Genomic DNA, 14568 nt, shown 5'->3' on the forward strand with positions numbered 1-14568 from the left:
CCTTTCGTAGGCCCGGTAAGCGCAGCGCCACCGGGCATTGATCAAAACTGCGATTCTTCAGTCGAGCCGGTCAGCGCGGTCACTGAAGAAGTGCCGCCCTGAATGATGGTGGTTACTTTGTCGAAGTAGCCTGTCCCTACTTCCTGCTGATGGGACACGAAGGTGTAACCGTCTTTAGCCGCCGCAAATTCCGGCTGCTGAACCTTCTCAACGTAGTGGCGCATGCCTTCACCCTGCGCATAGGAATGCGCGAGGTCGAACATGTTGAACCACATGCTGTGGATACCCGCCAGCGTAATGAACTGGTATTTGTAACCCATATCGGACAGCTGTTGCTGGAAGCTGGCAATGGTTTTGTCATCCAGGTTTTTCTGCCAGTTAAACGATGGCGAACAGTTGTAGGCCAGCAGTTTGCCTGGGAATTTCGCATGAATAGCATCGGCAAAGCGCTTCGCCAGTTCGAGGTCCGGCGTGGAGGTTTCACACCACACCAGATCCGCATACGGTGCGTAGGCCAGGCCACGGCTGATCGCCTGCTCAATGCCCGCATGCGTACGGTAGAACCCTTCGCTGGTACGTTCGCCAGTGATGAACTCGCTATCGTATGGGTCGCAATCAGACGTAATCAGATCGGCTGCGTCAGCATCGGTACGCGCAATCACCAGCGTCGGAACGCCCATAACGTCTGCAGCCAGACGCGCTGCCACCAGTTTCTGGATAGCTTCCTGAGTCGGCACCAGGACTTTGCCGCCCATGTGACCACATTTTTTCACCGATGCGAGCTGATCTTCGAAGTGAACGGCCGCTGCACCAGCCTCAATCATCGATTTCATCAGTTCAAACGCGTTCAGTACCCCGCCAAAACCCGCTTCCGCATCGGCAACGATCGGCAGGAAGTAATCCACATAGCGCGGATCGTTCGGCTCAATACCGGTTGACCATTGGATCTGATCGGCACGACGGAATGTGTTGTTGATCCTGTCCACCACCGCCGGAACGGAGTTCGCTGGATACAACGATTGATCCGGATACATGCTGGACGCCAGGTTGGCATCTGCCGCCACCTGCCAGCCTGAAAGGTAGACCGCTTCAATACCAGCTTTCGCTTGCTGCAGCGCCTGACCACCAGTCAGCGCACCGAGGCTGTTGATATAACCTTTCTTCGATTCGCCGTGTAGCAGACGCCACATTTTCGCCGCGCCAAGCTGCGCCAGCGTGCATTCCGGGTTGACCGAGCCACGTAATTTCACCACTTCCTCTGCGCTATAGGGGCGCGTGATGCCTTCCCAGCGCGGTTGAGTCCATTCTTTCTGTAATTCTTCGATTTGTTGAGTACGGGTTTTCATGTGCAGATGCTCCATTAGGATAAATTGTGGGTAAATTAGGCCAACAGGCGGTAGCCCGGTAACGTCAGGAAGTCAATTAACTCGTCGGAAGTGGTGATTTGCTCCATCAGGCGCGCGGCATCGTCAAAACGCCCGCTGCTGTAGCGGTGTTCCCCCAGTTCGTCCTGAATCACCAACATCTCTTCGGCCAGCATCTGGCGGAACAACGGTTTGGTAACCGGTTTGCCGTTGCTGAGCGTTTTCTGGTGGTGGATCCACTGCCAGATGGAAGTACGAGAGATTTCGGCGGTGGCCGCATCTTCCATCAGCCCATAAATCGGTACGCAGCCATTACCGGAGATCCACGCTTCGATGTACTGCACCGCGACACGAATGTTGGCACGCATGCCTTCTTCAGTACGCTCACCTTCACAGGGTGCCAGCAATTGTTCTGCGGTAATGGGCGCATCTTCTTCACGGGTCACGAACAGCTGATTTTTATTTTCACCGAGTACGTCGTTGAACACCGCCATTGCGGTATCTGCCAGTCCTGGATGGGCAATCCATGTGCCGTCATGACCGTTATTGGCTTCCAGCGCTTTGTCCGCTTTTACCTTGGTCAGAACCTGGTTGTTACGTTCCGCATCTTTACTGGGAATGAACGCGGCCATGCCGCCCATCGCGAACGCGCCGCGTTTATGACAGGTTTTAATCAGCAGACGCGAATACGCACTGAGGAATGGCTTATCCATCGTCACCACCTGACGATCCGGCAACACGCGATCCGGGTGGTTCTTTAGGGTTTTGATATAGCTGAAAATGTAGTCCCAGCGACCGCAGTTCAGGCCCACAATGTGGTCACGCAGCGCGTGCAGAATTTCGTCCATCTGGAAAACGGCTGGCAGCGTTTCAATCAGCAGGGTCGCTTTAATTGTGCCGCGCGGCAGATTAAAGCGATCCTCTGCATAGCTGAACACTTCACTCCACCATGCCGCTTCTTGCCAGGCCTGCGTTTTGGGTAGATAGAAATAAGGGCCACTGCCTTTTGCCAGCAACGTTTTGTAGTTGTGGAAGAAATAGAGGGCAAAGTCGAACAGGCTGCCCGGGATCGATTCGCCACGCCAGGTGACGTGTTTTTCCGGCAGGTGCAGACCGCGAACGCGGCACACTAACAGGGCCGGATTGGGTTTGAGTTGATAAATTTTACCGGCTTCGTTGGTGTAGCTAATGGTGCCATTGACTGCATCGCGCAAGTTGATCTGCCCGTCGATAACTTTGCTCCACTCAGGAGCCAGCGAATCTTCAAAATCAGCCATAAAGACTTTGACGTTCGCGTTCAGCGCGTTGATAACCATCTTGCGCTCAACCGGTCCGGTAATCTCTACACGGCGATCCAGTAAATCATCAGGAATACCGCGAATTTTCCAGTTACCTTCGCGAATGGAAGCTGTTTCCGAAATAAAGTCAGGCAACTTACCGTCATCAATATCCTGCTGCTGCTGGATACGTGCAGCCAGAAGTTTATTCCGCTTTGGCGTAAATCTTGTCACCAGCTCGGTCAGAAACTCCACCGCTTCAGCGGTCAGAATCTGCTGTTCCTGTTCGCCACGCGGCCTGGTGAAGATCAGTTCATCGGTTGTCGTTGCCTGTTGATTCATTGCGTAGTTCCTCGTCATTGATCCAAACACATCCCCAATGCGAACGAAGGATCGTTGTGCGGTTTTCGTTCAGCACAACTAAGACTACTCATTTAAATTTCAAAATCAAAAACAATTTCCATTTTTAATTTAATTATCAATTAACCTATTGATAATAATATAAATAAAATTTAATTACACATTGAGGTGCGTTTCGGAAATAAAAAAGGCACCCGAAGGTGCCTGATTCAACATGCTGAAACGCTTAAGGATCGTCTGTTACAGAAGATTAATCCAGCGTTGGATTCATGTGACGTAGATCATATGGCGTGATCTGGTAAACGTAATAGTTGAGCCAGTTGGTAAACAACAGATTGCCGTGGCTACGCCAGGTTGCCCGCGGTTTATTTTGCGGGTCATCTTTTGGGAAGTAGTTATAGGGCACTTCCGGCGTTAAGCCCGCTTCGACGTCACGAAAATATTCACTGCCGAGTGTATGGGCGTCATACTCAGGATGGCCCGTCACGAAGGCGATACGTTTATCTTTGCTGGCAAACAGGTAGGCATCTCCCTCTTCTGTTTCGGCAAAAATCTCGAGATCGGTGTAGTCCCTGATAAGGGCAGCAGGAAAATCGGCATAGCGCGAATGCGGGGCCAGGAACGCATCATCAAATCCACGCGTCAGCAGCGCATGAGGATGAAGAATATGGTGCTCATAGACGCCTGAGAGTTTGTCCGTACGGGTTTGCTTGGGAATTCCGTATAGGATATTCAATGCGGCTTGCACCGCCCAACAGACAAAGAGCGTCGATGTAACATGATCTTTCGCCCATTCAAGCACTTGTTTAATCTGCGGCCAGTAAGCCACGTCATTAAATTCAACCAGACCCAACGGCGCGCCGGTCACGATCAGTCCGTCAAAGTTCTGATCGCAGATATCCTCGAAATTACAGTAAAAGTTATTCAGATGCTCCGTAGGGGTGTTGCGTGACTCGCGGGCATCAATGCGCAATAGCTGAACATCTACCTGCAGCGGTGAGTTAGAGAGTAAACGCAGGAACTGGTTTTCCGTTTCAATCTTCTTGGGCATCAGGTTGAGGATGAGCACCTTCAGTGGACGAATTTCCTGTCCAGAAGCGCGAGATGACGTCATCACAAAGACGTTTTCCTCACGCAAGAAATTGACGGCGGGTAGCTCGTCCTGCACGCGAATTGGCATAACCTGATAACCTCACTACATACGTTTAAACGTTTAGACATCCAGATAGCTGAAGATACCCAGGAATCATGCGAATGTCGAGCCTGCATCCTCAAGTTGAGAAAGTTTCACGGCTCCTTGCTGTAGATTAGTGCAGTAAAGAAAAAAGGAGAATGCTATTCGTCGTTCGCGTAACAGGCAATGTGCTGCCGGGAGAGCCTGGTGCCCTGCGCTTCTCAGGCCTGCACACCGGTTACAACATGATGGGCTGGATAAAACGGTACGCTGCATCCGGCAGTTCTCATTCCCTGCAGACGCAAAAAAGCCCATCCGGCAGGATGGGCTTCTTCACTTATTTGATGCCTGGCAGTTTATGGCGGGCGTCCTGCCCGCCACCCTCCGGGCCGTTGCTGCGCAACGTTCAAATCCGCTCCCGGCGGATTTGTCCTCCTCAGGAGAGCACTCACCGACAGACCACAGATAAAACAAAAGGCCCGGTCTTTCGACCGGGCCTTTTGTTTTTATTTGATGCCTGGCAGTTCCCTACTCTCGCATGGGGAGACCCCACACTACCATCGGCGCTACGGCGTTTCACTTCTGAGTTCGGCATGGGGTCAGGTGGGACCACCGCGCTACAGCCGCCAGGCAAATTCTGTTTATCAACACGCTTTTCGCATGTCGATGTCATCTGTAATCAAGCTGAATTTCGTGTCTCTTCGCCAAAACACCTTCGGCGTTGTAAGGTTAAGCCTCACGGTTCATTAGTATCGGTTAGCTCAACGTATCGCTACGCTTACACACCCGACCTATCAACGTCGTCGTCTTCAACGTTCCTTCAGGACCCTTAAAGGGTCAGGGAGAACTCATCTCGGGGCAAGTTTCGTGCTTAGATGCTTTCAGCACTTATCTCTTCCGCATTTAGCTACCGGGCAATGCCATTGGCATGACAACCCGAACACCAGTGATGCGTCCACTCCGGTCCTCTCGTACTAGGAGCAGCCCCCCTCAATTCTCCAGCGCCCACGGCAGATAGGGACCGAACTGTCTCACGACGTTCTAAACCCAGCTCGCGTACCACTTTAAATGGCGAACAGCCATACCCTTGGGACCTACTTCAGCCCCAGGATGTGATGAGCCGACATCGAGGTGCCAAACACCGCCGTCGATATGAACTCTTGGGCGGTATCAGCCTGTTATCCCCGGAGTACCTTTTATCCGTTGAGCGATGGCCCTTCCATTCAGAACCACCGGATCACTAAGACCTGCTTTCGCACCTGCTCGAGCCGTCACTCTCGCAGTCAAGCTAGCTTATGCCTTTGCACTAACCTCCTGATGTCCGACCAGGATTAGCTAACCTTCGTGCTCCTCCGTTACTCTTTAGGAGGAGACCGCCCCAGTCAAACTACCCACCAGACACTGTCCGCAACCCGGATCACGGGTCTACGTTAGAACACCAGCCATTAAAGGGTGGTATTTCAAGGTTGGCTCCATGCAGACTGGCGTCCACACTTCAAAGCCTCCCACCTATCCTACACATCAAGGACCAGTGTTCAGTGTCAAGCTATAGTAAAGGTTCACGGGGTCTTTCCGTCTTGCCGCGGGTACACTGCATCTTCACAGCGAGTTCAATTTCACTGAGTCTCGGGTGGAGACAGCCTGGCCATCATTACGCCATTCGTGCAGGTCGGAACTTACCCGACAAGGAATTTCGCTACCTTAGGACCGTTATAGTTACGGCCGCCGTTTACCGGGGCTTCGATCAAGAGCTTCTCCTTACGGATAACCCCATCAATTAACCTTCCGGCACCGGGCAGGCGTCACACCGTATACGTCCACTTTCGTGTTTGCACAGTGCTGTGTTTTTAATAAACAGTTGCAGCCAGCTGGTATCTTCGACTGATTTCAGCTCCATGAGTAAATCACTTCACCTACATATCAGCGTGCCTTCTCCCGAAGTTACGGCACCATTTTGCCTAGTTCCTTCACCCGAGTTCTCTCAAGCGCCTTGGTATTCTCTACCTGACCACCTGTGTCGGTTTGGGGTACGATTTCGTGTTACCTGATGCTTAGAGGCTTTTCCTGGAAGCAGGGCATTTGTTACTTCAGCACCGTAGTGCCTCGTCATCACACCTCAGCGTTAACAAGACTCCGGATTTACCTGGAATCTCCGCCTACATGCTTAAACCGGGACAACCGTCGCCCGGCTAACATAGCCTTCTCCGTCCCCCCTTCGCAGTAACACCAAGTACAGGAATATTAACCTGTTTCCCATCGACTACGCCTTTCGGCCTCGCCTTAGGGGTCGACTCACCCTGCCCCGATTAACGTTGGACAGGAACCCTTGGTCTTCCGGCGTGCGGGTTTTTCACCCGCATTATCGTTACTTATGTCAGCATTCGCACTTCTGATACCTCCAGCAACCCTCACAGGCCACCTTCAACGGCTTACAGAACGCTCCCCTACCCAACAACACATAGTGTCGCTGCCGCAGCTTCGGTGCATGGTTTAGCCCCGTTACATCTTCCGCGCAGGCCGACTCGACCAGTGAGCTATTACGCTTTCTTTAAATGATGGCTGCTTCTAAGCCAACATCCTGGCTGTCTGTGCCTTCCCACATCGTTTCCCACTTAACCATGACTTTGGGACCTTAGCTGGCGGTCTGGGTTGTTTCCCTCTTCACGACGGACGTTAGCACCCGCCGTGTGTCTCCCGTGATAACATTCTTCGGTATTCGCAGTTTGCATCGGGTTGGTAAGTCGGGATGACCCCCTAGCCGAAACAGTGCTCTACCCCCGAAGATGAATTCACGAGGCGCTACCTAAATAGCTTTCGGGGAGAACCAGCTATCTCCCGGTTTGATTGGCCTTTCACCCCCAGCCACAAGTCATCCGCTAATTTTTCAACATTAGTCGGTTCGGTCCTCCAGTTAGTGTTACCCAACCTTCAACCTGCCCATGGCTAGATCACCGGGTTTCGGGTCTATACCCTGCAACTTAACGCCCAGTTAAGACTCGGTTTCCCTTCGGCTCCCCTATTCGGTTAACCTTGCTACAGAATATAAGTCGCTGACCCATTATACAAAAGGTACGCAGTCACCCCATAAAGAGGCTCCCACTGCTTGTACGTACACGGTTTCAGGTTCTTTTTCACTCCCCTCGCCGGGGTTCTTTTCGCCTTTCCCTCACGGTACTGGTTCACTATCGGTCAGTCAGGAGTATTTAGCCTTGGAGGATGGTCCCCCCATATTCAGACAGGATACCACGTGTCCCGCCCTACTCTTCGAGTTCACAACACATGCACTTTTGTGTACGGGACTATCACCCTGTACCGTCGGACTTTCCAGACCGTTCCACTACCACACATGCTGATTCAGACTCTGGGCTGCTCCCCGTTCGCTCGCCGCTACTGGGGGAATCTCGGTTGATTTCTTTTCCTCGGGGTACTTAGATGTTTCAGTTCCCCCGGTTCGCTTCATTACGCTATGTATTCACGTAATGATAGTGTGACGAATCACACTGGGTTTCCCCATTCGGAAATCGCCGGTTATAACGGTTCATATCACCTTACCGACGCTTATCGCAGATTAGCACGTCCTTCATCGCCTCTGACTGCCAGGGCATCCACCGTGTACGCTTAGTCGCTTAACCTCACAACCCGAAGATGTTTCGTAAAACACTTCAGTATTGCGAAAATTTGAGAGACTAGGACACACCGCTTTTCATTTCTTGTTTACGGAGAAATGAAACAGTGTGTCGTTTCAATTTTCAGCTTGATCCAGATTTTTAAAGAGCAAATATCTCAAACGAGACTCGAAAGTCTGTTTTGAGATACTTCGGTCGGCGACTTTCACTCACACATACCAGCAAGTGGCGTCCCCTAGGGGATTCGAACCCCTGTTACCGCCGTGAAAGGGCGGTGTCCTGGGCCTCTAGACGAAGGGGACACTGAAGTCTCAATCGCAAGACGCCTTGCTATTTACTTTTCATCAGACAATCTGTGTGAGCACTACAAAGAACGTTTCTTTAAGGTAAGGAGGTGATCCAACCGCAGGTTCCCCTACGGTTACCTTGTTACGACTTCACCCCAGTCATGAATCACAAAGTGGTAAGCGCCCTCCCGAAGGTTAAGCTACCTACTTCTTTTGCAACCCACTCCCATGGTGTGACGGGCGGTGTGTACAAGGCCCGGGAACGTATTCACCGTGGCATTCTGATCCACGATTACTAGCGATTCCGACTTCATGGAGTCGAGTTGCAGACTCCAATCCGGACTACGACATACTTTATGAGGTCCGCTTGCTCTCGCGAGGTCGCTTCTCTTTGTATATGCCATTGTAGCACGTGTGTAGCCCTACTCGTAAGGGCCATGATGACTTGACGTCATCCCCACCTTCCTCCAGTTTATCACTGGCAGTCTCCTTTGAGTTCCCGACCGAATCGCTGGCAACAAAGGATAAGGGTTGCGCTCGTTGCGGGACTTAACCCAACATTTCACAACACGAGCTGACGACAGCCATGCAGCACCTGTCTCAGAGTTCCCGAAGGCACCAAAGCATCTCTGCTAAGTTCTCTGGATGTCAAGAGTAGGTAAGGTTCTTCGCGTTGCATCGAATTAAACCACATGCTCCACCGCTTGTGCGGGCCCCCGTCAATTCATTTGAGTTTTAACCTTGCGGCCGTACTCCCCAGGCGGTCGACTTAACGCGTTAGCTCCGGAAGCCACGCCTCAAGGGCACAACCTCCAAGTCGACATCGTTTACGGCGTGGACTACCAGGGTATCTAATCCTGTTTGCTCCCCACGCTTTCGCACCTGAGCGTCAGTCTTTGTCCAGGGGGCCGCCTTCGCCACCGGTATTCCTCCAGATCTCTACGCATTTCACCGCTACACCTGGAATTCTACCCCCCTCTACAAGACTCTAGCCTGCCAGTTTCGGATGCAGTTCCCAGGTTGAGCCCGGGGATTTCACATCCGACTTGACAGACCGCCTGCGTGCGCTTTACGCCCAGTAATTCCGATTAACGCTTGCACCCTCCGTATTACCGCGGCTGCTGGCACGGAGTTAGCCGGTGCTTCTTCTGCGAGTAACGTCAATTGCTGCGGTTATTAACCACAACACCTTCCTCCTCGCTGAAAGTACTTTACAACCCGAAGGCCTTCTTCATACACGCGGCATGGCTGCATCAGGCTTGCGCCCATTGTGCAATATTCCCCACTGCTGCCTCCCGTAGGAGTCTGGACCGTGTCTCAGTTCCAGTGTGGCTGGTCATCCTCTCAGACCAGCTAGGGATCGTCGCCTAGGTGAGCCGTTACCCCACCTACTAGCTAATCCCATCTGGGCACATCCGATGGCAAGAGGCCCGAAGGTCCCCCTCTTTGGTCTTGCGACGTTATGCGGTATTAGCTACCGTTTCCAGTAGTTATCCCCCTCCATCGGGCAGTTTCCCAGACATTACTCACCCGTCCGCCACTCGTCACCCAAGGAGCAAGCTCCTCTGTGCTACCGTTCGACTTGCATGTGTTAGGCCTGCCGCCAGCGTTCAATCTGAGCCATGATCAAACTCTTCAATTTAAGTTTGATGCTCGTGAATTAAACTTCGTAATGAATTACGTGTTCACTCAGAGACTTGGTATTCATTTTTCGTCTTGCGACGTTAAGAATCCGTATCTTCGAGTGCCCACACAGATTGTCTGATAAATTGTTAAAGAGCAGTTGCGACGCGCTTTGGCGCTCTGTCGCGAGGTGGCGTATATTACGCTTTCCTCTTTCAGAGTCAACCCTCATTTTCAGGTTTTTCTCTTCAACCGAACCGGCTGTTTGTGTGAAGTGATTCACATCCGCCGTGTCGATGGAGGCGCATTATAGGGAGTTTCCCGCGGCCCGCAACCCTTAAATTGCAGAAAAATGACTGACCGCTGCATTCCACAGCAAAACCCCGCCTTATACCCATTTACACACAGAGTTATCCACAAACCACGCGATCGTTTGTGCACTTCTCTGTTTATATGAGCATCCTTCAACGGAAAAAGAAGAGGTCAAAATCGAAAATTAAAAATTCGCGAGCGTTGCGCAAACGTTTTCGTTACAATTCCCCCGCACAACAAGGATGCCCCGTAAGGGGCGTTAGCTGAGTTTTTAGCCAAGAATTCACCTAACGCTCTCTGTAATAGTCAAATCCAGGGGATTTACCATGCAACAACGTCGTCCAGTCCGCCGCGCTCTGCTCAGTGTTTCTGACAAGGCCGGTATCATCGAATTCGCTCAGGCACTTTCCGCACGCGGTGTGGAGCTGCTGTCTACAGGTGGCACTGCGCGCCTGTTAGCTGAGAAAGGTCTGCCAGTGACCGAAGTTTCCGATTACACCGGCTTCCCGGAAATGATGGATGGACGCGTAAAGACCCTGCATCCGAAAGTCCACGGCGGCATTCTTGGTCGTCGCGGTCAGGACGACGGGATTATGGAACAGCACGGCATCGCACCTATCGACATGGTGGTTGTTAACCTGTACCCGTTCGCCGAGACCGTTGCCCGTGAAGGCTGCTCGCTGGAAGATGCGGTAGAAAACATTGATATCGGCGGCCCGACGATGGTGCGTTCCGCTGCCAAGAACCATAAAGATGTGGCTATCGTTGTGAAGAGCAGCGACTACGCCGCCATTATTAAAGAGATGGATGCCAACGACGGTTCTCTGACCCTCGACACGCGTTTCGACCTCGCGATTAAAGCCTTCGAACACACCGCCGCTTACGACAGCATGATCGCCAACTACTTCGGTAGCATGGTTCCGGCCTACCACGGCGAAAGCAAAGAAGCCGCCGGTCGCTTTCCACGTACACTGAACCTGAACTTCATTAAGAAGCAGGATATGCGCTACGGCGAGAACAGCCACCAACAGGCTGCCTTCTATATAGAAGAGAATGTTAAAGAAGCGTCCGTTGCCACCGCGCAGCAGGTACAGGGCAAAGCACTTTCCTACAACAACATCGCCGATACCGATGCGGCGCTGGAGTGCGTAAAAGAATTCAACGAGCCAGCCTGTGTGATCGTCAAACACGCTAACCCGTGCGGCGTGGCTGTCAGTACCTCTATTCTCGATGCTTACGACCGCGCCTATAAAACCGACCCGACCTCCGCGTTCGGCGGCATCATCGCCTTCAACCGCGAACTGGATGCCGAAACTGCTCAAGCCATCATTTCCCGTCAGTTCGTGGAAGTGATCATCGCGCCATCCGCAACCGAAGACGCACTGAAAATCACCGCCGCCAAACAGAACGTCCGCGTGCTGACCTGCGGTCAGTGGGCACAACGTGTGCCGGGCCTGGACTTCAAACGCGTTAACGGCGGTCTGCTGGTTCAGGATCGTGACCTGGGTATGGTGAGCGAAGGTGAACTGCGCGTAGTTTCCAAACGTCAGCCGACCGAACAGGAACTGCGCGATGCGCTGTTCTGCTGGAAAGTAGCTAAATTTGTAAAATCCAACGCCATTGTTTACGCCAAAGAGAACATGACTATCGGCATAGGCGCAGGCCAGATGAGCCGCGTATATTCCGCAAAAATCGCCGGGATTAAAGCCGCCGACGAAGGTCTGGAAGTTCAAGGTTCCTCTATGGCATCCGACGCCTTCTTCCCGTTCCGCGATGGGATTGATGCCGCCGCCGCCGCCGGTGTGACCTGCGTGATCCAGCCGGGCGGTTCTATCCGTGATGATGAAGTCATTGCTGCCGCCGACGAGCACGGCATAGCGATGGTGTTCACCGACATGCGCCACTTCCGCCATTAATCCACGGAGCAGACGATGAAAGTATTAGTGATTGGCAACGGCGGGCGCGAACACGCGCTGGCCTGGAAAGCGGCGCAGTCGCCAAAAGTCGAAACGGTATTTGTCGCACCAGGCAACGCGGGCACCGCGCTGGAACCTGCGCTGCAAAACGTGGCAATCGGCGTGACCGATATTCCGGCGCTGCTGAGCTTTGCCCAGAATGAGAAGGTCGATCTGACCATCGTTGGCCCGGAAGCGCCTCTGGTAATTGGCGTGGTCGATGCATTTCGCGCCGCCGGTCTGAAAATCTTCGGCCCAACCGAAGGTGCAGCGCAGTTGGAGGGTTCCAAAGCCTTCACCAAAGATTTCCTTGCCCGTCATAACATTCCGACGGCGGAGTATCAGAACTTCACCGAGATTGAGCCTGCGCTGGCCTATCTGCGTGAGAAAGGCGCGCCGATCGTTATCAAGGCCGACGGCCTGGCCGCCGGTAAAGGCGTTATCGTCGCGATGACGCTGGAGGAAGCCGAAGCCGCCGTTCATGACATGCTGGCAGGTAACGCTTTTGGCGATGCGGGCCACCGTATCGTTATCGAAGAGTTCCTCGACGGTGAAGAAGCGAGCTTTATCGTGATGGTTGACGGCGAGCACGTGCTGCCAATGGCCACCAGCCAGGACCACAAACGCGTGGGCAACGGCGATACCGGTCCGAACACCGGCGGTATGGGCGCTTACTCACCTGCACCGGTGGTGACTGACGACGTTCATCAGCGCACCATGGAACGCATCATCTGGCCAACCGTAAAAGGCATGGCGGCGGAAGGGAACACTTACACCGGTTTCCTGTACGCAGGTCTGATGATCGACAAACAGGGCAACCCGAAGGTTATCGAGTTCAACTGCCGCTTCGGCGATCCGGAAACCCAGCCGATTATGCTGCGTATGAAATCGGATCTGGTGGAGCTGTGCCTTGCCGCCTGTGACGGCAAGCTGGATGAGAAAACCTCTGAGTGGGACGAACGCGCCTCTTTGGGCGTAGTGATTGCCGCGGGCGGCTATCCGGGCAACTACAATACTGGCGATGAGATCCACGGCCTGCCGCTGGAAGAAGTCGCTGACGGTAAAGTGTTCCACGCGGGCACCAAACTGTCTGCTGACGATCGCGTGGTGACCAACGGCGGTCGCGTCCTGTGCGCCACCGCGCTGGGCAACACCGTTGCCGAGGCGCAGCAGCGTGCCTACGCCCTGATGACCGACATCCGTTGGGACGGCAGCTTCAGCCGTAACGACATCGGCTGGCGCGCCATCGAACGTGAGCAAAACTAACGGCTGAGCTTAGCCAGCAGCGTTTTGCGTGTAATACCTAACTGACGGGCGGCTTCGGTTTTATTGCCGCCCGTTTTTTCCAGCGCCGCCAGAATCACTTCTTTTTCGACATCCACCAGCGGTTGGATCTCGCCACTGTATTCCGTTTTTATCGGTGTCGCGGCAATCGCCATCGGCAGCTCGCGTTCGGAAATATATTCCCCCGTTAGCAGCACCACCGAACGCTCAATCGCATTTTCCAGCTCACGGATATTGCCCGGCCAGTCATAGTGGATCAGCAGATCCATCGCCTGCGGAGTAAAGCCTTTCACCGCTTTTCGATTACGTGTGGCAAAACGCTGGAGAAAATGTTCGGCCAGCAGCGGAATATCTTCCCGACGCTGGCACAGCGCAGGCATTTCAATAGTGATGACGTTCAGGCGATAGTAGAGATCCTGACGAAAGCGCCCGGCGTTCACTTCCTCCGCCAGATCGCGATGTGTGGCGGCGATCAGCCGGACATCAACCGCAATAGTCTGGTTGCTGCCAACCCGTTGCACTTCCCGCTCCTGGATAGCCCGCAGCAGACGCACCTGCATTAGCGGTGAGATATCGCCAATTTCATCAAGAAATAACGTGCCGCCTTCGGCTTCCACAAAGCGCCCTTCCCGCCGCTTATCCGCGCCAGTAAACGCGCCTTTCTCATGTCCAAAAAGTTCGGACTCCAGCAGCGACTCATTAAGCGACGCACAGTTCAGCGTCACCAGCGGTTTATCACAGCGGGCACTGCTGGCATGCAGCGCCCGGGCCACCAGCTCTTTCCCCGTACCGGAGTCTCCGTGAATGAGCACCGTTGCATCCGAGGGCGCAACCATCGCGATTTCATTGATCAACTGCCGCATCGCCGGACTGCTGCCAATCATGCCAAACTGCGCAGCCGACCCTGACGGCAGTTCAGCGCCCGTTTCCCGCGTATGCGCCAGCGCCTTTTCCAGCGTCTCCTGCAGGCGATCAAAATCCAGCGGCTTGATTAAGTAGTCCAGCGCCCCGGTTTTCAGCGCCTCAACGGCGGTCTCCACGCTGGAGAACGCCGTCATGATCAATACCGGAATCGCCGAATTCAGCGCTTTAATCTCTTTCAGCGTTGCGATGCCGTCCATCTCCGCCATACGCACATCGCACAGCACCAAATCAAATACGCGTTCGCGCACCTGTTCCAGTGCCGCTTGCCCGCTATAGGCCAGCGCGACCTCATAACCCCAGCCGCGCAGCAGCGCCTGTAAAATGGTGCAGTGGCTGATATCGTCATCTACCACCAGAATATTGATTTTTCCGCGCGTCATCC

The 14568-nt window shown here is 53.5% G+C and carries 6 protein-coding genes, 1 tRNA gene and 3 rRNA genes; 2 read left to right on the forward strand and 8 right to left on the reverse strand.

Going from position 1 to position 14568, the window contains the following annotated elements:
• Positions 1-41: 41 nt before the first annotated feature.
• From aceA to HV302_RS23940, 7 genes are all read right to left on the reverse strand, one after another.
• Positions 42-1346: an isocitrate lyase gene (gene aceA / locus HV302_RS23910; RefSeq protein ID WP_016155323.1), complete on the reverse strand. Its 1305-nt coding sequence runs from the start codon at positions 1344-1346 to the stop codon at positions 42-44.
• A 35-nt stretch (positions 1347-1381) separates the two neighbouring features.
• Positions 1382-2983 carry a malate synthase A gene (gene aceB / locus HV302_RS23915; protein ID WP_016155322.1) on the reverse strand — a complete coding sequence of 534 codons (1602 nt, stop codon included), beginning with the start codon at positions 2981-2983 and terminating at the stop codon, positions 1382-1384.
• Positions 2984-3251: 268 nt separating this feature from the next.
• Entirely contained in the window at positions 3252-4181 is a 930-nt protein-coding gene (metA, locus tag HV302_RS23920) for a homoserine O-acetyltransferase MetA (RefSeq protein WP_016155321.1), read from the reverse strand.
• 509 nt (positions 4182-4690) lie between these two features.
• Positions 4691-4806: ribosomal RNA gene (gene rrf, locus HV302_RS23925) — 5S ribosomal RNA — on the reverse strand.
• A gap of 94 nt (positions 4807-4900) precedes the next feature.
• Positions 4901-7807: ribosomal RNA gene (locus HV302_RS23930) — 23S ribosomal RNA — on the reverse strand.
• 220 nt (positions 7808-8027) lie between these two features.
• Positions 8028-8103 (reverse strand) — tRNA-Glu (locus tag HV302_RS23935).
• Between the two features lie 85 nt (positions 8104-8188).
• Positions 8189-9730, reverse strand: a 16S ribosomal RNA gene (locus HV302_RS23940).
• Together the 16S, 23S and 5S rRNA genes with 1 tRNA gene alongside form the textbook arrangement of a ribosomal RNA operon.
• Positions 9731-10349: 619 nt before the next feature.
• Here HV302_RS23940 and purH point away from each other — a divergent pair.
• Positions 10350-11939 carry a bifunctional phosphoribosylaminoimidazolecarboxamide formyltransferase/IMP cyclohydrolase gene (gene purH, locus HV302_RS23945; RefSeq protein WP_016155320.1) on the forward strand — a complete coding sequence of 530 codons (1590 nt, stop codon included), beginning with the start codon at positions 10350-10352 and terminating at the stop codon, positions 11937-11939.
• A 15-nt stretch (positions 11940-11954) separates the two neighbouring features.
• Positions 11955-13244 carry a phosphoribosylamine--glycine ligase gene (gene purD / locus HV302_RS23950; protein WP_181626660.1) on the forward strand — a complete coding sequence of 430 codons (1290 nt, stop codon included), beginning with the start codon at positions 11955-11957 and terminating at the stop codon, positions 13242-13244.
• Here purD and zraR read toward each other — a convergent pair.
• A complete protein-coding gene (zraR, locus tag HV302_RS23955; RefSeq protein ID WP_049043230.1) occupies positions 13241-14566 on the reverse strand; it encodes a sigma-54-dependent response regulator transcription factor ZraR in 1326 nt (441 codons plus the stop codon). The two genes, purD and zraR, sit on opposite strands and share 4 nt — an antisense overlap.
• Between the last annotated feature and the right edge of the window lie 2 nt (positions 14567-14568).

The sequence above is a fragment of the Citrobacter sp. RHBSTW-00859 genome, from assembly GCF_013729795.1.
Lineage (GTDB): Bacteria > Pseudomonadota > Gammaproteobacteria > Enterobacterales > Enterobacteriaceae > Citrobacter > Citrobacter braakii.